The 20536-nt window shown below is 61.3% G+C and carries 26 protein-coding genes and 1 tRNA gene; 16 read left to right on the top strand and 11 right to left on the bottom strand.

Translation table 11 applies throughout. The features are described from left to right. Positions 1-172: 172 nt before the first annotated feature. The 6 genes from V6617_RS07815 to V6617_RS07790 all read left to right on the top strand — a co-directional run bounded on the left by V6617_RS07815 (position 173) and on the right by V6617_RS07790 (position 5458). Positions 173-1150, top strand: coding sequence for a TAXI family TRAP transporter solute-binding subunit (locus tag V6617_RS07815; protein WP_338610240.1), 978 nt, complete (start codon positions 173-175; stop codon positions 1148-1150). 132 nt (positions 1151-1282) lie between these two features. Further along, a complete protein-coding gene (locus V6617_RS07810) occupies positions 1283-3463 on the top strand; it encodes a TRAP transporter permease (RefSeq protein WP_338610238.1) in 2181 nt (726 codons plus the stop codon). 226 nt (positions 3464-3689) lie between these two features. Then, entirely contained in the window at positions 3690-4001 is a 312-nt protein-coding gene (locus tag V6617_RS07805) for a hypothetical protein (RefSeq protein ID WP_338610236.1), read from the top strand. A 305-nt stretch (positions 4002-4306) separates the two neighbouring features. Further along, positions 4307-4609, top strand: a complete 303-nt coding sequence (locus V6617_RS07800; RefSeq protein WP_338610234.1) for an EF-hand domain-containing protein — start codon at positions 4307-4309, stop codon at positions 4607-4609. Positions 4610-4751: 142 nt separating this feature from the next. Continuing rightward, a complete protein-coding gene (locus tag V6617_RS07795; RefSeq protein WP_338610232.1) occupies positions 4752-5174 on the top strand; it encodes a hypothetical protein in 423 nt (140 codons plus the stop codon). A 152-nt stretch (positions 5175-5326) separates the two neighbouring features. Continuing rightward, entirely contained in the window at positions 5327-5458 is a 132-nt protein-coding gene (locus tag V6617_RS07790) for a hypothetical protein (RefSeq protein WP_338610231.1), read from the top strand. Positions 5459-5508: 50 nt separating this feature from the next. Here the strand turns inward: V6617_RS07790 and V6617_RS07785 are convergent. Then, positions 5509-5594: transfer RNA gene (locus V6617_RS07785), tRNA-Leu, on the bottom strand. Positions 5595-5747: 153 nt separating this feature from the next. Between V6617_RS07785 and V6617_RS07780 the strand changes: the two genes are divergently transcribed. Next, on the top strand, positions 5748-6602 hold the full coding sequence (locus tag V6617_RS07780) for a LysM domain-containing protein (protein WP_338610230.1): 855 nt from the start codon (positions 5748-5750) through the stop codon (positions 6600-6602). A 12-nt stretch (positions 6603-6614) separates the two neighbouring features. On the opposite strand, the gene V6617_RS07775 is transcribed toward V6617_RS07780, so the two are convergent. Genes V6617_RS07775 through V6617_RS07765 form a run of 3 tightly spaced genes read right to left on the bottom strand, consistent with a single transcriptional unit; the run spans position 6615 to position 8157 of the window. Continuing rightward, positions 6615-6893: a hypothetical protein gene (locus tag V6617_RS07775; RefSeq protein WP_338610228.1), complete on the bottom strand. Its 279-nt coding sequence runs from the start codon at positions 6891-6893 to the stop codon at positions 6615-6617. After that, positions 6893-7387, bottom strand: coding sequence for a xanthine phosphoribosyltransferase (gpt, locus tag V6617_RS07770; protein ID WP_338610227.1), 495 nt, complete (start codon positions 7385-7387; stop codon positions 6893-6895). Before gpt ends, V6617_RS07775 begins: the two co-directional genes overlap by 1 nt. Further along, positions 7384-8157 carry a competence/damage-inducible protein A gene (locus tag V6617_RS07765; protein WP_338610226.1) on the bottom strand — a complete coding sequence of 258 codons (774 nt, stop codon included), beginning with the start codon at positions 8155-8157 and terminating at the stop codon, positions 7384-7386. Before V6617_RS07765 ends, gpt begins: the two co-directional genes overlap by 4 nt. A gap of 73 nt (positions 8158-8230) precedes the next feature. On the opposite strand from V6617_RS07765, the gene sfsA reads away from it, so the two are divergent. Genes sfsA through radC form a run of 3 tightly spaced genes read left to right on the top strand, consistent with a single transcriptional unit; the run spans position 8231 to position 10517 of the window. Then, positions 8231-8932, top strand: coding sequence for a DNA/RNA nuclease SfsA (gene sfsA / locus V6617_RS07760; RefSeq protein ID WP_338610224.1), 702 nt, complete (start codon positions 8231-8233; stop codon positions 8930-8932). Positions 8933-8964: 32 nt separating this feature from the next. Next, positions 8965-9801 carry a type I methionyl aminopeptidase gene (gene map / locus V6617_RS07755; protein ID WP_338610221.1) on the top strand — a complete coding sequence of 279 codons (837 nt, stop codon included), beginning with the start codon at positions 8965-8967 and terminating at the stop codon, positions 9799-9801. Next, positions 9798-10517 (top strand): RadC family protein, encoded by a 720-nt coding sequence (radC, locus tag V6617_RS07750; protein ID WP_338610219.1) that lies wholly within the window; start codon positions 9798-9800, stop codon positions 10515-10517. The genes map and radC overlap by 4 nt, the downstream gene beginning before the upstream one ends. 58 nt (positions 10518-10575) lie before the next feature. Here radC and V6617_RS07745 read toward each other — a convergent pair whose 3' ends face one another. Together V6617_RS07745 and V6617_RS07740 are read right to left on the bottom strand one after the other, a co-directional pair. Further along, on the bottom strand, positions 10576-11757 hold the full coding sequence (locus tag V6617_RS07745) for a GNAT family N-acetyltransferase (protein WP_338610217.1): 1182 nt from the start codon (positions 11755-11757) through the stop codon (positions 10576-10578). 131 nt (positions 11758-11888) lie between these two features. Further along, on the bottom strand, positions 11889-12626 hold the full coding sequence (locus tag V6617_RS07740) for a cytochrome c biogenesis CcdA family protein (protein WP_338610215.1): 738 nt from the start codon (positions 12624-12626) through the stop codon (positions 11889-11891). A gap of 145 nt (positions 12627-12771) precedes the next feature. On the opposite strand from V6617_RS07740, the gene V6617_RS07735 reads away from it, so the two are divergent. From V6617_RS07735 to V6617_RS07720, 4 genes are all read left to right on the top strand, one after another. Continuing rightward, positions 12772-13620: a DMT family transporter gene (locus V6617_RS07735; RefSeq protein ID WP_338610213.1), complete on the top strand. Its 849-nt coding sequence runs from the start codon at positions 12772-12774 to the stop codon at positions 13618-13620. Between the two features lie 90 nt (positions 13621-13710). After that, a complete protein-coding gene (gene rpe, locus V6617_RS07730) occupies positions 13711-14385 on the top strand; it encodes a ribulose-phosphate 3-epimerase (RefSeq protein ID WP_338610211.1) in 675 nt (224 codons plus the stop codon). Between the two features lie 35 nt (positions 14386-14420). After that, positions 14421-15725 (top strand): adenylosuccinate lyase, encoded by a 1305-nt coding sequence (gene purB / locus V6617_RS07725; protein WP_338610209.1) that lies wholly within the window; start codon positions 14421-14423, stop codon positions 15723-15725. A 398-nt stretch (positions 15726-16123) separates the two neighbouring features. Then, positions 16124-16675 (top strand): RBBP9/YdeN family alpha/beta hydrolase, encoded by a 552-nt coding sequence (locus V6617_RS07720; RefSeq protein ID WP_338610207.1) that lies wholly within the window; start codon positions 16124-16126, stop codon positions 16673-16675. Positions 16676-16798: 123 nt separating this feature from the next. On the opposite strand, the gene V6617_RS07715 is transcribed toward V6617_RS07720, so the two are convergent. From V6617_RS07715 to V6617_RS07695, 5 genes are all read right to left on the bottom strand, one after another. Continuing rightward, positions 16799-17404 (bottom strand): ATP-dependent Clp protease proteolytic subunit, encoded by a 606-nt coding sequence (locus V6617_RS07715; protein ID WP_338610205.1) that lies wholly within the window; start codon positions 17402-17404, stop codon positions 16799-16801. Between the two features lie 44 nt (positions 17405-17448). Next, on the bottom strand, positions 17449-17769 hold the full coding sequence (locus V6617_RS07710; RefSeq protein WP_338610203.1) for an SRPBCC domain-containing protein: 321 nt from the start codon (positions 17767-17769) through the stop codon (positions 17449-17451). Then, positions 17766-18080, bottom strand: a complete 315-nt coding sequence (locus V6617_RS07705) for a metalloregulator ArsR/SmtB family transcription factor (protein WP_338610201.1) — start codon at positions 18078-18080, stop codon at positions 17766-17768. Before V6617_RS07705 ends, V6617_RS07710 begins: the two co-directional genes overlap by 4 nt. Before the next feature lie 88 nt (positions 18081-18168). After that, positions 18169-18567: a DUF1801 domain-containing protein gene (locus V6617_RS07700; protein WP_338610199.1), complete on the bottom strand. Its 399-nt coding sequence runs from the start codon at positions 18565-18567 to the stop codon at positions 18169-18171. A gap of 25 nt (positions 18568-18592) precedes the next feature. Continuing rightward, on the bottom strand, positions 18593-18919 hold the full coding sequence (locus V6617_RS07695; RefSeq protein WP_338610198.1) for a DUF1476 domain-containing protein: 327 nt from the start codon (positions 18917-18919) through the stop codon (positions 18593-18595). A 286-nt stretch (positions 18920-19205) separates the two neighbouring features. On the opposite strand from V6617_RS07695, the gene purC reads away from it, so the two are divergent. Together purC and purS are read left to right on the top strand one after the other, a co-directional pair. Next, positions 19206-19970 carry a phosphoribosylaminoimidazolesuccinocarboxamide synthase gene (purC, locus tag V6617_RS07690; protein ID WP_264227353.1) on the top strand — a complete coding sequence of 255 codons (765 nt, stop codon included), beginning with the start codon at positions 19206-19208 and terminating at the stop codon, positions 19968-19970. A 59-nt stretch (positions 19971-20029) separates the two neighbouring features. Next, positions 20030-20272, top strand: coding sequence for a phosphoribosylformylglycinamidine synthase subunit PurS (gene purS / locus V6617_RS07685; RefSeq protein WP_338610193.1), 243 nt, complete (start codon positions 20030-20032; stop codon positions 20270-20272). Positions 20273-20536: the final 264 nt, after the last annotated feature.

Here is a 20536-nt window from a genome sequence, read left to right as displayed (position 1 = left end):
CGTTTCCACCCACGCATCTCCAAAAATATGAAAAAACTATGGCAAGCGGTCTCGCGCCGCTTGCGCCGCACCGGCCATTGCGCCCCTCATGGGCCACCGCCGGGCGATGCGGAGGACGTTACGCGCCCGGTCAGGAATGAACCCAAAGAGGTAAACCCACGGGAGGAACGCAATGCGTTTTACCACTCTTGCCGCTTTTGCGGCAGCGACCCTGCTCGCCGCATCTCCGGCCATTGCCCAGGATGACCGGTCCGATTGGCCCTCGAGCATGACCATCGGCACTGCCAGCCAGGGCGGCACCTACTTCATCTATGGCACCGGCCTCGGCGGCCTGATCACTCAGGAACTCGGCGTCAACGCTTCGGGCGAAGTGACCGGCGGCCCGGTACAGAACTCGACACTTGTCGAAACCGGTGACCACCTGATGGGCCTTGTCACCATGGGCCCGGCATATGAAGCCTGGACCGGCGTTTCAGAACTCGCACCCGGCGTCGAGCACAAGAGCCTGCGCGCCCTGTTCCCGATGTATCAGACCCCCTTCCAGGTCGTGACGCTGGCCTCCTCGGGCATCGAATCGGTTGCCGATTTTGACGGCAAGCGCGTTTCTGTCGGTCCCGCCGGCGGCACGGCTGCCACTTACTGGCCCCGCTATTTCGAGATCCTGGGCGTCTCGCCCGAGATTTCCTATTCGGGCGCCAATGACGCTGTCAGCCAGGTCAAGGACGGCCTGATCGACGCCTTCGCGTTCGCCGCCGGCGTGCCGATTGCAGCCTTCGCTCAGATCGCTGCCGAGAACGACGTCAGGATTTTCGGCTTCACCGAAGAACAGCGTGGCCAGATTCTTACGCAAATGCCTGAAATGGCCGCGTTCGACGCTCCGGGCGGTCTGTATGAAGGCTTCCCCGATGAAAGCCCGACGGTCGCCATGTGGAACTTTGCCATCGCAAGCGATTCCATGCCTGAAAGCCTGGCGTACGAAATCACCAAGCTGGTGATGGAAAACACCGAGCGCATGGTGCAGATCCACTCGGCTGCCGCCGAAACAATCATCGACAATGTCGACAAGAATACCTTCATGCCGTTCCATCCGGGCGCCGTGCGGTACTTTGATGAAGTCGGCATCGAGATCCCTGACGAGTTGCGCGGCTGACGCCAGCCATTCTGAAAGGCAATCGCGGCGGATGACGGTTTTTACCGCCATCCGCCTGTTTGCAGGAAAACCAATTGCGGCGCATGCTCATGCGCTGTCCGGGGCACCAGCAGCCCGCGGGAGGAAAGTTCAATGTCTCAGGACAATGCCGCACCGGCCAGCGACGCCGGGCCGATGATCGCACAGGGGACCGACGAGGAACCCCTCGCCACCAACCAGCGCAGCCTTGCAGGCAGGGTGGGTCTGGCGGTCACCATCATGGCCATCGCCTACACGATCTTCCACATTTATGTGATGAACATCTCCCCGCTCGAACCGTGGACCTACCGCATGGTCCATGTGACCGGCGGCCTGTTCATCGGCTTTCTCACCTATTCGGCGCTGACCCTCAATCCCGACGCACCCGTCGTGGCCCGCAGCCGCAGCCCTATCGAATGGGGGCTGATCGCTGTTGGTGCTGCCGGTGTCCTCTATGGCGCCGTCATGGTCGGCTACGCTTGGGCGGGCCGCTGGTTCGGCTTTGCGCCCCTGCCCGACGCCTTCGTGTTCACCACGTACGGCCTGCCGCTGCTGATCGGCACGATTGCCGCGGTCGCCGCCGGCTGGCTGTTTTCCGACCGCAACCGCGAGCGTGTCCATCCCGCCGACTGGCTGCTGGGCATCGCCGCGCTCGCCATGTTCGGCTATATCATCTTCAACGTCGGCGCCCTTCGTTTGCGGGCCGGCACGGGCATGGCCCAGACCGCCGATTTCTATGCGGCACTGGTCGGCGTCATCCTGATTCTCGAATTGACCCGCCGCGTGGCCGGTCTGGCGCTGGTCATCATTGCCGGCGTTTTCATCGCCTATTCATTCGTCGGCCCCTGGCTTCCAGGGTTTCTCACCCATCGCGGCTACACCGCCGAGCGCTTCTTCACCTACATCTTCACCGACCAGGGCATTCTGGGCGACCCGATTGCGGTGTCTTCGACCTACATCATCCTGTTCATCGTCTTTGCCGCGTTCCTGCAGGCCTCCAGGGTCGGCGACTACTTCGTCAACTTCGCCTTTGCGGCGGCCGGCAATCTGCGCGGTGGTCCGGCCAAGGTGGCCGTGTTCGCCTCGGGCCTGATGGGCATGATCAACGGCACCTCGGCCGGCAACGTGGTGGCCACGGGCTCGCTGACCATTCCGCTGATGAAAAAGGTCGGCTATCCGGCCAAGAGCGCGGCGGCCATCGAAGCCACCGCCTCCTCGGGCGGCCAGATCCTGCCCCCGATCATGGGCGCCGGCGCCTTCATCATGGCCGAAGTGACCGGCATTCCCTATACCGAGATCGTCGTCGCCGCGATCATCCCGGCCCTGCTCTATTTCGTGTCGGTTTATTTCATGATCGACATTCAGGCCACAAAGCTCGGCATGAAGGGTCTGCCCAAGTCCGAGTTGCCCAAGTTCCGGGTGCTGGCCAAGCAGATCTTCCTGTTTCTGCCCATCATCATCCTCATCTACACTCTGTTTGCCGGCTATTCGGTGATCCGCGCCGGCACCGTCGCCATGGCTTCGGCAGCCGTGGTGTCCTGGCTCACGCCCTATCGCATGGGACCCACTGCCGTGCTCAAGGCGCTCGAACTCGGCGCCAAGATGAGTATCCAGCTCGTTGCGGTCTGTGCCGCTGCCGGAATTATCGTGGGCGTGATCGCCCTCACCGGGGTCGGGGCGCGGTTCTCCTCGCTGCTGCTTGGCATCGCCGAGCAGAACCAGCTCGTTGCGCTGTTCTTTGCCATGTGCATCTCGATCATTCTCGGCATGGGCATGCCCACCACTGCGGCTTACGCTGTGGCCGCCGCCGTGGTTGCACCGGGTCTCATCCAGCTGGGCATTCCGGTGCTCGTCGCCCACTTCTTTGTCTTCTATTACGCTGTGATGTCGGCGATCACCCCGCCGGTGGCACTGGCCGCCTATGCCGGTGCGGGACTGTCGGGGTCCGATCCAATGAAGACTTCGGTCGAAGCGTTCAAGATCGGCCTGGCCGCCTTCATCGTGCCGTTCATGTTCTTTTACAGCCATGAACTGCTCATGCAGGGGGAATGGATCGACATCGCCCGCGTCGTTGCCACTGCGCTGCTTGGCATGTACCTGCTCTCAGCCTCGGTGCAGGGGTATTATTTCGGGCCCATCGGCATCGTTCTGCGCATCGTGCTGCTCATCGCCGCGCTCTCGATGATCGAGGGCACCTGGTACACCGATCTGTTCGGCCTCGCCGTCGCCGTCGGACTGTTCTTCTACCAGAAGCGCTTCGTGACACCACGAACCCTGGCAAAGGGCGCCGACTGAAGGCTCCCGACCCAGAACGACAAAAGGCCGTCCCAAAAGGGCGGCCTTTTTCATTTTGGCTTCGGGGCAGCAACGCACTGCCGGTTCGTGCAATTTTATCTTTCCCCGAAACCGCCGATTTACGGCATCTTCAATCTGCCGCCCCGAGACGCCCGTTGTTTACCATCTGACGGTCCAAGCGGGTGTAGCTTTGCTCGACAACGGTTTTCCAGAATGGGAAATGGGCATGAAACTGCTGACTCGAAACGAACTGACGCTCATGCTGGTCTGGGCTTTCCACGACGAAAAAGTCGAGTCTGCGATCAATCCGCACGTCGACGCGCACACGCTTTATTGCAACGTCATGGCCCTGCCCGTGGCCGAGGCAGCAGCCGTGGTTTCCCATGCACGCTCCGGCAACGTCCCGCCATCCGACCCCGTCGCCCTTGCGCGCTGGACCCGTGGCCTGATGATGCTGCGTGAAATGCTGACTCAGCCCATGTGCACGCTCTCGATTGCCGAACCCGAACCCATGGTCCGGGCAAGCGCCGCGGCTTAACGAGTAAGGCAAGACCGGAACCCGCCGCCCAGATTGGCCTGCCACCCAGGCCGCGTTGAGCCGACAAATCGGGGCTTTCGCTCCGTTTTCGTGATCGAATTCTCGCCACAGTGCGCCCGGTCTGACACAAAAAATCCCTACAAACTCCACTGCATAGCCGCAACGAGGTCCCACCCCCGCCACTGCGCCTGCTCACGATGTGCTCACGGTTTCGCGATCAGCGGAATCGACGCCCGGCACCTGCCGAGCGACTTTTGAATGAATGGCCGGCCCCGTCCGGTCCACATCACATGGAGCACAAAGCCATGAATAAGACAGTTCTTTCCCTTGCGACGCTTATTGGCCTTTCCGCAACCGGCGGCGCATTCGCACAGGCCCTCGATTTCAATTCGCTCGATGCCAACGCCGACGGCGTTATCAGCATGGAAGAGTTGCAGGTCGCGATTCCAGACCTGACCGCTGAAAGCTTTGCCATGCTCGATACCGACACCGACGGATCGCTCTCGGCCGAAGAATTCGCGGCGCTGATGCCGGCCACCGAAGCACCGGCCAACACCATGGAAGCACCGATGACCGATGCCCCCATGGAAGCGCCCGCGGCCCAGTAGGTTCCGAACACGGTCCTGGCGGCCCTCCCTTTCCGCCTGGATTTTTGGTGCAGACCTCCTCCCGGTCGGCCGTTCCGCGCTCGCGGGGCGGCCGATTTTGTGTCAGCATCGCGAACTGGCAACCAGGTTTCGGAGGACCATCATGCGAGGCCATCTCATCACATTGTGCGCTCTGGCACTCACCGCAACATTGGCTGCATGTTCAGAGAGCGAAGCGCCACAGGCCGACGCGGAAGCCAGCGATTCCGAAGCGGCAGCCGAGCCCTCGCCCGAGCCCGCACCGTTCTATGTCGGCCAGTGGGCCGCCGATCCGGTCTGGTGCACGGACCAGACCGAGGGTTTTCCGATCACGATCACCGAATCCCGGTTCGAGGGTCGCGAGAATATCTGCGACATGACGCAAATCGAGACCACGCCCGAAGGCGGTGCCACCGCGCAGTTGGCGTGCCAATCGGAGGGCGAAACCGTCCAGGAGCCGATCAGCTTCGCCCAGGCAGGCGAACAGATCGCGATTGTCTGGCCCGATCGCGGAACCGAGGCGACACTGTTTTCACCCTGTCAATAACGCCAGCCCGCGATAAATCTTGCGTTGCGTGGCGCCCTGCTCTAACTGTTCGCCTCCCTTCGATCTTCGCCGATTGAAGGCTTGGCCCGGTCGGAGATTCCACCTCCTGGCCGGGCCATTTATTTGGGCGGCACCGCAAAAGAGCGCACGAAATGAACTTCAAACTTCCAGATCATGCCGACCGCCGCAAAGCGTCCAATGACGCCAAGCGCGCCTTGCTGGACAAACTCAAGGCCAGCCGGAAAACCGGCAAGGCCGATACCGCGCAAAAAAGCACCAAATAGGCCGCCGGCCCGTTGGTAAACGCCGGGTCCTGCCCATTGTTTTGCAGAACTGGTGCGGGCGGCGGGACTCGAACCCGCACGGAGATACCTCCTCAGGATTTTAAGTCCTGTGTGTCTACCATTCCACCACGCCCGCGCAGCACAAACCTATAGGTTGCGGGACGAATTTTGGAAAGGTCTGCACGACACGCAATTCTGCTGTTCCGGCAATCTGTTCAAATCCCTTCGAAAAAGTGCAACAACTGTACCCTATTGGTGCTGTTTCTCACTTGCGATAGGAAGGTTCGTAATGCCGATCACGACCAAGCAGGGGCTGGTTCTTCTGGGGTTTCTCGCGGCCGCTTTTCCGGCCACCGCTGCCACCGTCACCGTTCAATCCGGCGATACCCTTTCGTCCATTGCAGCCCGTGAACTGGGCAACGGCGGCCTCTGGCCCGCCTTGTGCGAGGCGAATGCCGATGTGCTTGAGGGCGATTGCGACCAGTTGTCCATAGGCACTGTGATCTCTTTGCCCGGCGGTCCCGAATCGGCGGAAACCGAGGCTACCCAGGAGCCAGTTGAACTGCCGGCTCAACCGACGGCCGAAACACCAGATGATTCCGGTGTTGAACCAGCCCCCGAAGAAACAGCCGACCCCATTGCAGAACCGGCAGCCGAAGCGCCCGCTGCACCGGCTGCGGAATCGACCGGTGAAAGAGCCGACCTGCCCGGCGCCTATGTCTTTGCGTGGAGCGATCTTCCCGATCGCACGGTTCCCAGAGGGTTCACCGTCGAACGGCGCGACGACGCTCTCCGCCTCTCCGGCAGCGTCGAGGATCCCCATTCGAGCGGCAAGACAGGCGGCATAGCGTTCCGCTTGCCCGATGAGGTTGAACAGGCCGCAAGCGGCAATGACATACGTGTCCATATTCTTGCCGCCCCCGTCGAGGGTACGAGTGCCGATATCGAAGTTGCCTATTCCACACACGAAGTCGGAAACAGCGGCTGGCGCCAGGTAACCGCGGGCGACGGCCCGGCCATGTTCCGTTATGCGGTCAGGGAAATCGAGCAGGGCAAAGGGGACTTTGTCGGCATTCTGCCCGATCCCGCAGGCACCGGACAGGTCATCGACCTTCTGGCGCTCTCGATCGAGATCGTGGACTGAGCGCGAGGGCGTTTATTCGCCCTTGTACCCGACCTCGATCCGGTCCAATTCTCCAGGCTTCATTGTATCGAGCCATTGGAGAAATTCGGCGCTGTCACGGAAACCGGCACGGCGGGCGTCCGCATCACCGACGTCGTCGGGCCTGATCGGTGTGATACTGCCGATCTGCAAAACCCCGACCTTCGTCTTGAGCGTACCGCCCGCCCTGATCGTCCGCCGCCGCCAGCGGCGGAACTGAAGCGTGATCTCGCCCGACTTTATCTTCTCGAGAACCTCGAGCTTGATCAGCATCAGTCAGTGCCGCCTGCAATGGGGGCGGCGTAGGTGAAGTCCAGATCCCATGGGAAGAAAATCCATGTGTCCTGGCTGACCTCGGTGATAAAGCTGTCGACCATATCGCGGCCCTGCGGCTTGGCATAGACCGTGGCGAAATGGGCGTTGGGCAGCATGTCGCGTACCGCGCGGGCCGTCGCGCCGGTGTCGACCAGATCGTCGATGATGAGCAGTTTTTCGCCCGACGCATCGGCGGCGATCAGATCGGAATTGATTGCCTTGAGCACCGTGATCTTGCCCTGGCTCTGATGATCGTAGGATTTGACCGAGACGCTCTCGATCACCCGAATGTTGAGTTCGCGCGCGATGATCGCCGCCGGCACCAGCCCGCCGCGGGTGATCGCGACGATCGAATGGAACGGCCCTTCGCTGGTCAGCCGCCACGCCAGCGCACGGGAATCACGGTGAAACTGATCCCAGGAAACCGGGAAGGATTTGTTCTGCGGGGTCATGCGTAAGGTTCCTTGGGCAAAACGATGTTCTTTTCGGCGTGAAGGCGATCGACCAGCGCCTGCACCTCGGCTGTCGCCTGTTCGAGCCGTTCAATATCGTGGCTGCGCAACACGAGATAGGTCATCACATGGGTATTCCCCATCTGCGGATAGGACCCGATCTTGACGTCGTCGTAGCGCGACTGGATTTCGCCCAAGGGGTCGCCAACGGCGCCCTCTCCCACGGCGGCCGGCACCGTCCGGCTTTCCACCTTGCGGCCGCCTTCAAGCGTCGGCGCGATCGATTCGAGCATGGCCTGCATGATCTTGGGCACGCCCGCCATCACATGCACATTGCCGATGCGGAAACCCGGAGCGGCCGAAACGGCATTGACGATCAGATCGGCCCCGACTGGAATGCGTGCCATCCGCAGCCGGGCCGCCGTCGCGGGTGTGCCGCTTTCGGCCCAGCGCGCTTCGAGCATGGCCCGCGCTTCCTGGTTGATCGGCAAGTCGACCCCGAACGCCTTTGCTATGGCATCGGCGGTGATATCGTCATGGGTCGGCCCGATCCCACCGGTCGTAAAGACATATGTGCAGCGGGCGCGCAGCGCGTTGACGGCTTCGATGATCGCATCGGTGTCGTCGGAAACGATCCGCACTTCCCGCAACTCGATCCCCAGATCGGTGCAGAACTGCGCCGTGGTTGCGATGTTGACGTCCTTTGTCCGTCCCGAAAGGATTTCATCCCCGATAACGATCAGGCCGGCAGTGACTGCTGTTTCATTCATGGGTTCAATGCTCTAAACGGAGCGTCATGGATGCCCTTCCCGGTCCGGGAAATCAAGCAATTCTGGTGAGTTTATGCACTTTTCAGGGCCTTTGACCCGCGGCACGCTGATCAGGCGCTACAAGCGCTTCCTTGCCGACGTGACGCTCGAAACCGGTGATATCGTTACCGCCCATTGCGCCAATCCCGGCGCCATGACCGGACTCGCCATGCCCGGCCTGCCCGTCTGGCTCTCCAAATCGGACGATCCGAAACGCAAGTTGGCCCATTCTCTCGAACTGGTCGAACTGCCCACCGGCATTGTGGGCATCAACACCGCCCACCCCAACCGCATCGTCGGCGAAGCCTTGCGTGCCCGCGCCATTCCCGAGCTGGCCGCCTATGACGGCATAAGGCCCGAAGTGAAATACGCCGAAAAAAGCCGCATCGACTTCCTTCTGACCGGCCAAGGGCTGCCCGACTGCTATCTCGAGGTCAAAAACGTCCATCTGGTGCGCGCAGCGGGGCTGGCCGAATTTCCCGATTCGGTAACCACGCGCGGAGCGCGTCACCTGGCCGATCTGGCCCGCATGGTGGGCGAAGGCCACCGCGCGGTGATGCTTTATCTCGTCCAGCGCGGCGATTGCACTCAGTTCACCCTCGCCGCCGATATCGACAAGGCTTATGCCAGAGCGTTCGGCGAGGCGCGCGCGGCAGGGGTTGAGGCCCTGTGCTACGCCACCGATATAACGGCAGACGCGATCACCCTCGGAGACCCTCTTCCCATACGCGAGTGAGCCGATTACCTTGCCTCCAACAGGAGACCACAATGACCACCTACGTCGAAGCGGCGGCCAAGAAGAAACGCATGCCCGGTGTCATCCCGCTGCACGGCGAGGAGGGCTTCGCCGGCATGCGCAAGGCCGGCGCGCTGACCGCCGAAGTGCTCGATCTTATCGTTCCCATGGTCGAACCGGGCGTTCCGACTGCAAAGCTCGACCGCTTCGTTTATGAGTTTGCCCGCGACAACGGCGCCGCGCCGGCGACGCTCAACTATCGCGGCTACCGCTATTCCACCTGCACCTCGATCAACCACGTCGTCTGCCACGGCATGCCGGGCGAAAAGCCGCTGCGCGAGGGCGATATCGTCAATATCGACGTCACCCTGATCGTCGATGGCTGGCACGGCGATTCGAGCCGCATGTATCCGGTGGGTGAAATTTCCCGCAAGGCAGAGCGGCTGATCGAGATCACCTATGAAAGCCTGCGGCTGGGCATCGAAGCGGCCAAACCCGGCAACACCACCGGCGACATCGGCGCCGCCATCCAGCGCTATGCCGAAGGCGAGCGGGCCAGCGTGGTGCGCGATTTCGTCGGTCACGGGCTGGGCCGCCTGTTCCACGATGAACCCAACATCATGCATTTCGGCAATCCCGGCACCGGGGTCGAACTCAAACCGGGCATGATCTTCACCATCGAGCCGATGATCAATCTCGGCCGGCCGCAGGTCAAAATCCTCAACGATGGCTGGACCGCCGTCACCCGCGACCGAACGCTTTCGGCCCAGTGCGAGCATTCGATCGGCATAACCGAAACCGGAAACGAGATTTTCACGCTCTCGCCGCGTGGTCTGTTCAATCCCCTGGAGGCCCGCAACGATCCATGACGTCGAAACCGGGGGCAAGCGACACGAATGGATTGGCCGAAGCGGCACCCGATTATCACGGGCATCGCGACCGGCTGCGCGAACGCTTTACCAAAGGCGGCTCAGCGGCACTGCAGGATTATGAACTGCTCGAGCTTTTGCTGTTCCGGCTCCTGCCTCGCCGCGACACCAAGCCCATTGCCAAGGCCATGCTCAAGCGCTTTGGCAGCTTTTCCGAAGCGATTGGCGCCCCGCCGCATTTGCTCGAGGAAATCGACGGACTGGGGCCCACAGCAATCACCGATCTCAAGGTCATCCTCGCCGCCGCCCAGCGCATCGGCAGGGATGCCGTACACGACCGCCCGATCCTGGGCTCGTGGACCGAGGTCATCGATTACTGCAAGGCCTCGATGTCTTACGAAACGGTCGAACAGTTCCGCATCCTGTTTCTGGACAAAAAGAACAAGTTGATCGCCGACGAGGTGCAGCAGATCGGAACGGTCGACCACACGCCGGTCTATCCGCGCGAAGTCATCAAGCGCACTCTGGAGCTTTCGGCCACCGCGCTCATCCTTGTGCACAACCACCCGTCGGGCGACCCTGCGCCGTCGTCAGCTGACGTCCAGATGACCCGTCAGATCGCCGATATCGCCAAGCCGCTGGGCATCACCGTGCATGACCACATCATCGTCGGCAAATCGACCCACACCTCGTTACGCGGCATGAAGCTCTTTTAACTTCAGTTCTTTATCGCGACTTTCGGATTCACCGAACCAACCCGACCCAGGAACACCATCATGTCCTTGCGGTCTGCACCCGGCCGCCCATGCGGCTGCGCAGCTTGCGATACATGTCGAACAGCGCCGGATGGGTCTTGATCGCGCCCTTGGCCCTCTCGCCGGCCGCCAGACCCGCCGCCGCAAGACGTCCGGTCGGGGTCAGCGCATGGGCGAACGCCATGAGCGGCTGTTTTTCATTGCACCAGAGGCGTTTTTCGTCGCTTTCGCCCTTGCCCATGTCGATGAACCGATAACCGCCGTCAAAACTTGCCTGCATGGCGTGCAGCAGATTCTGCTTGCCCGGGGAGCCAAACTGCATGTCCGGAGACGGATGCATGGAGGTGATGAGCGAATAAAGCCCCCCGCCCGCTTCGATGTTGTAGCGCACGGCGATCACTTGGCCGTCGAGGCGCAACACATGCAGAATGCCGTCGGCACTCTGCATGGCGTGCTTGTAGAATGCCTTGACCGGGCTGTGGCGGAACGGGTCGCGGATGCCCTGGACCTTGAACCGTTCGGCCCTGTGGGCGAACATCGTATCGATAATTCCGTCCGCTTCCGCGCCGGCGGTAACGATCTCAAAATTCACCTCGCCTCGCCCGGCCAGCTTGCTGCCCTGCTGGCGGTCGACCTTGCGGCGGCGCTTGTCGCGGCGCTCGGCATCGCACGACGCCCAATCGTCATAGCGCGAAATGTGTATGCAATCGGCAAGTACCCGGCCGCCGAGCGCGGCGCTCAATCCGCTCGCCTGAGCAAGCGAGGCGGGCATATCGGGGAGATGAACCAGATCGCAATCGGCGAGCAACGAAAACCCCTGCCGCCACAGGCGAACCTGTTCGCCCTCGGCGACGGTCCGCCACCGTTCAAGATCGATCAGCGGCGCGTAAGATCCCAGATGATCCCCGGTGAACCAACTCGCGACACGGAGCCCATAGGCGCGCTTTCGCATCAACGGCAGCAAGGCGACCGGCACGCCCGCCAGCGAGATGACGATAAACACGCAATCGGCACTCCCGAGCGCGCCCGCCTCTATCCATGCGCTGATCAGCCCGTATTTCTGCGAAGCCAGGGTGCAGTGGGCATTTTCCAGCCGCTGCCAGGCATCGGCCACGTCTTCGATCCTCTGGTGCACGCTGACGGATGCACGCGCCGAAACCGACTCCGGCGCTGCGTTCACCATGGCAGAAAGTGCCGACATTGCTGCTGATCCCCCAATTGATCCAGACAGGACATTGGACCCAAGGGGTAAACTCGCGGTTTCGTGATCGCGTCGTGTTGCGCCAAAATCGGCACTAGCCAAATTTGTCTATGGCTATGGTTAAGCGAAGCCTAGCCGAATTTGCTCAGGCCTTCGAAATTGGCCTGCAGCCAGAAGGCCAATCGCGTGAAATTGCCCGTAAGAAAGAGAATGCCGACCAGGACCAGCAAGGCGCCCATCACCTTCTCGACGGTACCCAGATGCTTTTTGAACCCGTCGAAGAAAGACAGGAACGGCCCGAGCGCCAGGGCCGCAAGAATGAACGGCACTCCCAGTCCCGCCGAATAGACAGCGAGCAGCGCGGCACCTTCCCAAGCGGTCTGCTGGTTGGCGGCAACGGTCAGGATGGCGGCGAGGATCGGCCCGATACATGGCGTCCACCCGATGGCGAACGCCAGCCCGAGAAGGAATCCCCCCAATGGCCCACTGGCCATTTTCGGGCCTTCCATGCGGAACTGCCGATATAGCCACGAAATCCGGAAGATGCCGAGAAAGTGCAGGCCCATGACGACGATGACAATGCCCGCAAGTGGCATCAGGATGGGAAGCGCGCGACGCAAAGCCTGTCCGAAAAACGTCGCCGTCGCGCCGAACGCGATAAAGATCAGCGAAAAGCCCAGAACGAAAGCCAGCGCCGTCACCAGCGTCCGGCCATAAAGCCGCCCGCCCGCGACACCCTCTTCGCGCAACCGCTCAAAGGTCGCCCCCGACATATAGGTGAGATAGGCCGGAACCAGCGGCAGAACGCACGGGCTGAGAAAACTCAGTATCCCGGCACCGAACACCACAGGCAATTCAAATCCGAACATTTCCGCTCCCGAAAACCGATGGGGGACTTGTAACGGCGTGCGGACGGGGCGCAATGGCTCGTTTTGTCTCATCGCAACGTTTTGATGATCGATGGCGGTTCGCCCCGTTTGCCGCTAGCATGGCAAAACGGGTGGAGAGATTGGCATGCGCATCATCATATTGACGGGCACCGCCATGCTGGCCTTTGCGGCCAATTCCGTTCTTGCCCGCCTTGCGCTGTCAGACGGCGCAATCGATGCGGCAAGCTACACGGGCATCCGGCTGCTCGCCGGCGCCATGCTGCTTTACCTCCTGCTGTTTTGGGGACCCGGAACGTCTGGCGCCCGCAGGATGGGCGGCAGCTGGGCCGGCGCTGCCGCATTGTTGGGCTACGCCATCGCGTTCTCGGTTGCCTACCTCATGCTCGGTGCCGGCCTGGGCGCGCTTATCCTGTTTGCCAGCGTTCAGATGAGCATGCTCGGCTGGGCCATCATCAAGGGCGACCGGCCCGGAGCAATCGAATGGACCGGGATCGGACTGGCGGTTGCATCACTGGTGTATCTGGTTTCTCCGGGACTGACGGCGCCCCATCCGTTCGGCACCGTCCTGATGGCACTGGCCGGAGCGTCCTGGGCCGTCTATTCGCTGATCGGCCGCGGATCGCGCTCGCCGCTCGCCGATACCACGGGCAATTTCGTGCGCTGCGCGCCCATTGCCATCGGTCTGGTGGGCATCGGGCTTTGGACGATGCCCGTTGCACCGACCGGGGTCGCCTACGCCATAGCGTCCGGCGCCATCGCTTCGGGGCTGGGCTATGCTGTCTGGTACATGGCGCTGCCCGCACTCTCGCGGGTTCAGGCCTCGACGGTGCAATTGACGGTTCCCGCAATTGCCGCGGCCGGCGGTGTCCTCATCATAGGCGAAACGATTACGTTGCGGCTCGCGCTCGCTTCGATCGGCATTCTGGGCGGCGTGGTCCTTGCGCTTTTGGCCGCCGAACGCCGCAAGCGGTGAGCAAACAGCCACATCAGACCTTTTGGGACTAGGATTCCGGGCCCCACCATACTAACAAGCCTGCCAACAGACCAATATCCGGGGTTCGCCGTGACCAGCCTTCCCATAAAGATCGCCCCCTCCATCCTGTCGGCAGACTTCTCCCGGCTGGGCGAGGAAGTCCGCGCCATCGATCAGGCCGGCTGCGACTGGGTGCATGTGGACGTGATGGATGGCCATTTCGTCCCCAACATTTCCATCGGCCCGCTGATCGTCGAAGCGATCCGCCCGGTCACCGGCAAACTGCTCGACGTGCATCTGATGATCGCGCCGGCGGATCCTTACCTCGAGGCCTTCGCCAGGGCCGGTGCCGATCTTATCACCATTCACGCCGAAGCCGGCCCCCATCTCGACCGCTCGCTTCAGGCGATAAAGGCACTGGGCAGAAAGGCTGGCGTGGCGCTCAACCCGGCAACGCCGGTTTCCGCGATCCAGCACGTCATCGATAAGCTCGACCTAATATTGATCATGAGCGTCAATCCCGGTTTTGGCGGCCAGGCCTTCATCCCCGAAGCCATTGCCAAGGTCGAACAGGCCAAAAGTCTGATCGGCGATCGCCCCATCGACATCGAGGTCGATGGTGGTGTCGATCCATCCAACGCCGGCGCGCTTGCCAAAGCCGGCGCCACCGCACTGGTTGCCGGCTCGGCTGTTTACAAGGGCAATGACGCCGCCACCTACGCCCCCCGCATCAAAGCCATCCGCGACGCCGCGATGGCCCGATAATCTGAATCAATCTTTGAACGACGGACCCTAAACCCATGATCCCGCGCTATTCCCGCCAGCAGATGGTCGACATCTGGTCACCCGAGACCAAGTTCAAGATCTGGTTCGAGATCGAAGCGCATGCCACCACCGCGCAGGCCAAACTCGGCGTCGTGCCGCAGGCCTCTGCCGATGAAATCTGGGCCAGGGGCAAGGACGCAAAATTCGACGTTGACCGGATCGACGAGATCGAACGGGAAGTCAAACATGACGTCATCGCCTTCCTGACCCATCTCGCCGAAATCGTCGGCCCCGAGGCCCGGTTCGTCCATCAGGGCATGACCTCGTCCGACGTGCTCGACACCACGCTCTCGGTCCAACTCGCCCGCGCCGCCGACCTGCTGCTCGCCGATCTCGACGCCCTGCTTGCAGCGCTCAAAAAGCGCGCCTACGAGCACAAGAACACCATCACCATCGGCCGCAGCCACGGCATTCACGCCGAGCCGACCACGTTCGGGGTCAAACTCGCCCAGGCCTATGCCGAATTTTCCCGCTGCCGCGACCGGCTGGTCAACGCCCGCGCCGAAATCGCCACCTGCGCGATCTCCGGCGCTGTGGGCTCATTCGCCAATATCGATCCCTCGGTGGAAGAATATGTCGCCGAGCAGATGGGCCTTGCCGTTGAGCCGGTTTCGACCCAGGTCATCCCGCGCGACCGTCACGCCATGTATTTCGCAACGCTTGGCGTGATCGCCTCGTCCATCGAGCGTCTGGCGACCGAAATCCGCCACCTCCAGCGCACCGAAGTGCTCGAGGCGGAAGAATTTTTCTCAAAGGGTCAGAAGGGCTCGTCGGCCATGCCGCACAAGCGCAATCCCGTGCTGACCGAAAACCTCACCGGCCTCGCCCGCCTCGTGCGCGGCATGGTGACCCCGGCGCTCGAGAACGTCGCCCTCTGGCACGAACGCGACATTTCGCACTCCTCGGTCGAACGCATGATCGGCCCTGACGCGACAGTGACCCTCGATTTCGCCCTGGCCCGCCTCACCGGCGTCATCGAAAATCTCGTGGTCTATCCCGAGACCATGAAGGCCAACATGGACAAGCTCGGCGGCCTGCACAATTCCCAGCGCTTCCTGCTCGCTCTTACCCAGGCCGGCATGAGCCGCGAGGAAAGCTATTCCGCCGTGCAACGCAACGCCATGAAGGTCTGGCGCGGCGAAGGCAAGTTTCCCGATTTTCTCAAGGCCGACCCCGATGTTTCGGCGAAGCTTTCCGACGAACAGATCGATGCCAGCTTTGACGATGCCTATCACCTCAAGCATGTCGACACGATCTTTAAACGCGTGTTCGGCGAATAGAGCGGGTCCAGCAAAAGTGGAAACGGTCTTGCGGTTCGGAGACGCGACAAACAAAGCATCTAGCGATAATCCCGCCACGTCCGGCGCGTTTCTTTCGGCTCCAATCCCACATCCACCCGCAGCGTGTCGGGCACAGCTTGTGCCCGGCCCCGCCGCTCACTGAAAACAGGAGATATCCTGAGCATGGCAAGGATGCTCCCGGCCCGGCTTGCCTTGAGTGTGCGGCTTTGGGCCATTTTCCATTCCGTCATTTGTCCGCTCTCCGTTGCAATAAGAACATAACAGAAACACCCTGACAGCCTGTGTCAGCAGTCCCGTCAAAACGACAAGCCTGCAGTCGCCCCTCCCGCCGAGCGGCCCCTTGCGCAACTGCCGGAAATCCACCAAGTAATCGTGCTATGAAAACCGCAGACGCCGACATCCTCATCATCCCCGGACTGGGTCATTCCGGCCCCGGCCACTGGCAGCACCGCTGGGTCGAAAAGATCCGCAATGCAAAATTCGTCGAACAGGACGAATGGGAAGCCCCAACGCTCGCCGGCTGGCTCGAAACCCTCGAACGCGAGATCATGATGGCCACGCGGCCTGTGGTTCTGGTCGGCCATTCGCTCGGCGTTCAGACCATTGTTGCCGCGAGCCAGACCCAGGCCGATACCAAGGTCAAAGGCGCCTTTCTCGTTGCCCCGCCCGATGTCGACGAGCACCCCGACGTCCCGGAAGCGACCTCGCCCTTTCGGGGTCTGTCCTCCGACCCGCTCAGATTCCCCTCGATGCTGGTCGCGTCTTCCAATGACCCCTATTGCAGCGTCGAACGCGCCGCCGAATTTGCAGCCCGCTGGGGCTCCGATTTCCATGTCGCGGGCGATGTCGGCCATATCAACATCGAATCCGGCCACGGTCCTTGGCCCGAGGGGCTGCTAATGTTCACCCGGCTGATGAGCCGGATATAGCCGCAGCGGCGAGCAGTTGGGTCAGGGCGAGTCGAAAAAGGCGATCTTCGAGAACCGGAGCGGAGCGTACTTCAAAGTACGTGAGCATCGGAAGCGCAGGAGATTGCGTTTTGCAGACCGTCATCACCCAACTGGCGCTCTCTCGGTCATGATCGTATCAATCAGCCCCCATTCCTTGCCTTCCTGCGGCGTCATGAACCGGTCGCGATCGAGCGTTCTTTCAACCTCGTCATAGCTGCGTCCGCAATGTTTGGCGTAGAGCTCAATCATCCGCTTCTTGGTGCGCTGCATTTCATCGGAATGGATCAGCATGTCGCTGGCCTGCCCCTGAAACCCGCCCAAAGGCTGGTGCACATGCAGGCTGGCATTGGGCAATGCGGCGCGGAAACCGGCTTCCCCGCCCATCAGAAGGAACGAACCCATCGACCGCGCCGTGCCCATGCACAGCGTATGCACCGGCGAGCGGATGAACTGCATGGTGTCGTACATGGCCAGCCCGCTGGTCACCACGCCGCCATAGGAGTTGATATACATCTGGATCGGCTTTTTCGTGTTTTCGCCCTCCAGAAACAGAAGCTGCGCGCAGACCAGCGAGGCCATCGCATCGTTGATCCCGCCATTGACGAAAACGATTCTCTCGCGCAGCAGCCGCGAATAGATATCGAACGAGCGCTCGCCGCGCTGGGATTGCTCGACCACCATGGGGACGAGTTGCATCGTGTCGCGCATGGGCGACCTCCATTGCTTGGTACTGATAAGAATTAAAGAGGGCCTTAGGCGGCCAGCATCATCGTCTCGCCATTTGCATTGGCGGCAGCCGGCACCTCGACCACAAGACGCTGTATGATTTCGAGCCGCGTGCCCCCCGAGCCGTCGGCGGCTATCTGGAAGGTGACGACGCTTTCCTCATGCGGGGGTGCACTGTCGCGCATGCGATAGCTCACAGCGCTTCCCTCTTCGAGAGCCACCGGCTCGTCCTGCGCAAGATCGGTGCCCGGCAGCCAGCGTTCGCGATACTGGGCGATGGAGACTGCGCGCCAGACCTTTTCCGGAGGCGCATCGAAGCTGAATTCCATCTCGATCGTCTTGCTCATTGATCCATCTCCCTCAAAACCTCATCAAGATCGGCCATCCGGCTCGGCCAGTAGGCCCTGTATCGCGACAGCCAGGCCCCGATCCGCCCGATACCGGCCGGATCGACTTCGTAATTGACGAACCGGCCATCCCGCTCCTGCCGCACCAGCCCCGCTCCGACCAGAACGCCAAGATGCTGGCTCATCGCCGGCTGGCTGATGCCGAAGCCCTCGCGCAGCCCGCTTGCATTGGCTGGCCCGGCGCTCAGCCGCTCGAAGATCGCGCGGCGTGTGGGATCGGCCAGTGCCCTGAAAAGCGAATCATCATCCATGCCAACAGATAAGCATACACTTATCTGTTTTGCAATAAAAAACCCCGCGCCGAGTACGCGGGGCTTTCAGATGAGCCTGGATCAATCCCTAGATCAGCCGCTCCAGCTTTCGCTTCTTAATGAGATTTTTGTAGTCCCACTGGATCGTACGGGCTTCTTCGAGCCACTGCATCAGCAGGCCTTCATCTACCTCCCCGGCCCGCGTGAAGCGGGCTTCGGCCGCCTTGAAAGTGCCTTCAGGCGCCAGTCCCGGGGTCTCGAAGGATTGCCCGCTCCAGAACAACAGCCGCACACAATGCTTGAGCTTGCTGTACCCAACGATCGGGTTGCCGGCCAGAAACCATACCGGATGGGCGTGCCAGATCTTGCTTTCGGCCTCGGGCAGCACCCGGTCGATGACGCCGCGCAGCTGCTCGCAGATCGCGCGATCCTCATCGGTCTGGACCGCGTGATAGCCGGCAATGGTCTCGTGCCTGATGCCTTTCATGGCGCCTGCCCTCCGAGCCCGAACCTCAGGCCTCGGCCAGCACCTCGGCCCGCGCCTGAATATCGAACTGGGCGATCTTGGCCTCGATGGTCTTTTCGTCGATCTCGATATTCTTGGCCTCGAAATCGGCCTTGATCTTGCGCGCGACGTCGGCCGGGCCGGCCTCTGTCATGTCTGCGGCGATCACTTCGGCAACATAATTGGCAATCGCATCGGCCTCGGTCACGCCCATTTCGGCGCTGGCCCAATGCGCCAGATGCTTGTTGCGGCGCGCTTCGGCCTTGAATCGCAGCGATGCGTCATGGGCGAATTTGGCTTCCTCGCCCCTCTGGCGTTCGTCGAATGAAGACATTTCTCGGTCCCTCGGCTTGTTTGGTTTTCCGGTACTGGCCGCCACGCGCGGTTTACGGTTTGAAATAGGCTCTATCGCCCTCAAAATCAACGTATTGCACGCCCGCCAGACGCCTGCGTAAACCCTTATCGCAGTTTTTGCGCAACAGGGGGCGGAATCGCGATATGTAGAGCGTGAATGGTTTGGCCCGCCCCATGAAAGGGCTTGCATTGGCCACCCAAAAAGGCGCATGAGTGCGCCCAAATTCCGACCCGCTTAACCACGCAATCTACGGGACACCGTCGAAATGAACCGTCGTCGCAAGATCTACGAAGGCAAGGCCAAAGTGCTCTATGAGGGCCCCGAGCCCGGCACGCTGATCCAGCACTTCAAGGACGACGCCACCGCCGGTAACGGCGCCAAGCACGAGATCATCGATGGCAAGGGCGTCCTCAACAACCGGATTTCCGAGTACATCTTCACCAAGCTCAATACGCTCGGCATCCCCACCCATTTCGTGCGCCGCATCAACATGCGCGAACAGTTGATCCGCGAAGTCGAGATCATCCCAATCGAAGTGGTCGTGCGCAATGTCGCAGCGGGATCGCTCTGCAAGCGTCTGGGCCTTGAATCGGGCACCCAGCTTCCCCGCTCGATCATCGAATTTTACTACAAGGACGATGCGCTGAACGATCCCATGGTCTCCGAAGAGCACATCACCGCCTTCGGCTGGGCCAATCCCCAGGAGCTCGACGACATCATGGCGCTCGCCGTGCGCGTCAACGATTTCCTGACCGGCCTGTTCATGGGCGTCGGCATCCAGCTTGTCGATTTCAAGATCGAATGCGGCCGCCTTTATGAGGGTGACCTCATGCGCATCGTGCTGGCCGACGAAATCTCACCCGACAATTGCCGGCTATGGGACATCAAGACCCGTAACAAGCTCGACAAGGACCGCTTCCGCGAAGATCTTGGGGGTCTCGTCGATGCCTATCGCGAAGTCGCCCAGCGTCTCGGCATTCTCGTCGAGGCAGACAACGCGCTGACCACCGGTCCCCGGCTGGTTCAGTAACCGGAGTTTTCCCGGGATAACGAAAATTCTTCCGCCCAACCAAAAGGCCAAACGGAACCATGAAAGCCCGCGTCATCGTCACTTTGAAAACCGGTGTCCTGGATCCTCAGGGACAGGCCATCGAAGGTTCACTCGAAGGTCTCGGCTTTGCCGGAGTCGAGTCCGTACGGCAGGGAAAGGTGTTCGATCTGGAACTTTCGGCCACCGATCCCGTTAGTGCGAAAACGGAAATCGAGAGGATGTGCGAAAAGCTTCTCGCCAACACCGTGATCGAAAATTACGCCGTAGAGATCATCGGTTAACCTCTGCCATTTAAATTAAATCCCGCGCAATTTGTCGCGTCCGCGCGCCATGGAGTATGCCTTGAAATGCTGAAGACCGTTTCCCTTTCGGCCCTGTTCTTTCTCGCCATCGGCGTAATGGTTGCCGCCTACGGCACCGTTCCGGTGGTCTGAACACCCCACCCGCCCCCGGCGGTACGATTTTTCGCGAAAAGGCCGGAGCATCCCTCCGGCCTTTTCGCATTCTTAACCACGCTTCCAGTTGTTATCATTGGTGAAAGGCGC

Source organism: Pelagibacterium nitratireducens, from assembly GCF_037044555.1.
Lineage (GTDB): Bacteria > Pseudomonadota > Alphaproteobacteria > Rhizobiales > Devosiaceae > Pelagibacterium > Pelagibacterium nitratireducens.
This window is presented reverse-complemented; position numbering and strand designations above follow the sequence as displayed.

Excerpts from the sequence above, each read along its gene's own strand:
- V6617_RS07780 (WP_338610230.1), top strand. The coding sequence starts at position 5,748 with ATGCCGATCACGACCAAGCAGGGGCTGGTTCTTCTGGGGTTTCTCGCG.
- V6617_RS07810 (WP_338610238.1), top strand. The coding sequence starts at position 1,283 with ATGTCTCAGGACAATGCCGCACCGGCCAGCGACGCCGGGCCGATGATC.
- V6617_RS07775 (WP_338610228.1), bottom strand. The coding sequence starts at position 6,893 with ATGCTGATCAAGCTCGAGGTTCTCGAGAAGATAAAGTCGGGCGAGATC.
- V6617_RS07715 (WP_338610205.1), bottom strand. The coding sequence starts at position 17,404 with ATGCGCGACACGATGCAACTCGTCCCCATGGTGGTCGAGCAATCCCAG.
- gpt (WP_338610227.1), bottom strand. The coding sequence starts at position 7,387 with ATGACCCCGCAGAACAAATCCTTCCCGGTTTCCTGGGATCAGTTTCAC.
- V6617_RS07710 (WP_338610203.1), bottom strand. The coding sequence starts at position 17,769 with ATGAGCAAGACGATCGAGATGGAATTCAGCTTCGATGCGCCTCCGGAA.
- V6617_RS07740 (WP_338610215.1), bottom strand. The coding sequence starts at position 12,626 with ATGTTCGGATTTGAATTGCCTGTGGTGTTCGGTGCCGGGATACTGAGT.
- sfsA (WP_338610224.1), top strand. The coding sequence starts at position 8,231 with ATGCACTTTTCAGGGCCTTTGACCCGCGGCACGCTGATCAGGCGCTAC.
- V6617_RS07795 (WP_338610232.1), top strand. The coding sequence starts at position 4,752 with ATGCGAGGCCATCTCATCACATTGTGCGCTCTGGCACTCACCGCAACA.
- map (WP_338610221.1), top strand. The coding sequence starts at position 8,965 with ATGACCACCTACGTCGAAGCGGCGGCCAAGAAGAAACGCATGCCCGGT.
- V6617_RS07700 (WP_338610199.1), bottom strand. The coding sequence starts at position 18,567 with ATGAAAGGCATCAGGCACGAGACCATTGCCGGCTATCACGCGGTCCAG.
- V6617_RS07790 (WP_338610231.1), top strand. The coding sequence starts at position 5,327 with ATGAACTTCAAACTTCCAGATCATGCCGACCGCCGCAAAGCGTCCAAT.
- V6617_RS07705 (WP_338610201.1), bottom strand. The coding sequence starts at position 18,080 with ATGGATGATGATTCGCTTTTCAGGGCACTGGCCGATCCCACACGCCGC.
- radC (WP_338610219.1), top strand. The coding sequence starts at position 9,798 with ATGACGTCGAAACCGGGGGCAAGCGACACGAATGGATTGGCCGAAGCG.
- purB (WP_338610209.1), top strand. The coding sequence starts at position 14,421 with ATGATCCCGCGCTATTCCCGCCAGCAGATGGTCGACATCTGGTCACCC.
- V6617_RS07815 (WP_338610240.1), top strand. The coding sequence starts at position 173 with ATGCGTTTTACCACTCTTGCCGCTTTTGCGGCAGCGACCCTGCTCGCC.
- V6617_RS07745 (WP_338610217.1), bottom strand. The coding sequence starts at position 11,757 with ATGTCGGCACTTTCTGCCATGGTGAACGCAGCGCCGGAGTCGGTTTCG.
- purS (WP_338610193.1), top strand. The coding sequence starts at position 20,030 with ATGAAAGCCCGCGTCATCGTCACTTTGAAAACCGGTGTCCTGGATCCT.
- purC (WP_264227353.1), top strand. The coding sequence starts at position 19,206 with ATGAACCGTCGTCGCAAGATCTACGAAGGCAAGGCCAAAGTGCTCTAT.
- V6617_RS07695 (WP_338610198.1), bottom strand. The coding sequence starts at position 18,919 with ATGTCTTCATTCGACGAACGCCAGAGGGGCGAGGAAGCCAAATTCGCC.
- V6617_RS07765 (WP_338610226.1), bottom strand. The coding sequence starts at position 8,157 with ATGAATGAAACAGCAGTCACTGCCGGCCTGATCGTTATCGGGGATGAA.
- V6617_RS07735 (WP_338610213.1), top strand. The coding sequence starts at position 12,772 with ATGCGCATCATCATATTGACGGGCACCGCCATGCTGGCCTTTGCGGCC.
- V6617_RS07800 (WP_338610234.1), top strand. The coding sequence starts at position 4,307 with ATGAATAAGACAGTTCTTTCCCTTGCGACGCTTATTGGCCTTTCCGCA.
- V6617_RS07720 (WP_338610207.1), top strand. The coding sequence starts at position 16,124 with ATGAAAACCGCAGACGCCGACATCCTCATCATCCCCGGACTGGGTCAT.
- V6617_RS07805 (WP_338610236.1), top strand. The coding sequence starts at position 3,690 with ATGAAACTGCTGACTCGAAACGAACTGACGCTCATGCTGGTCTGGGCT.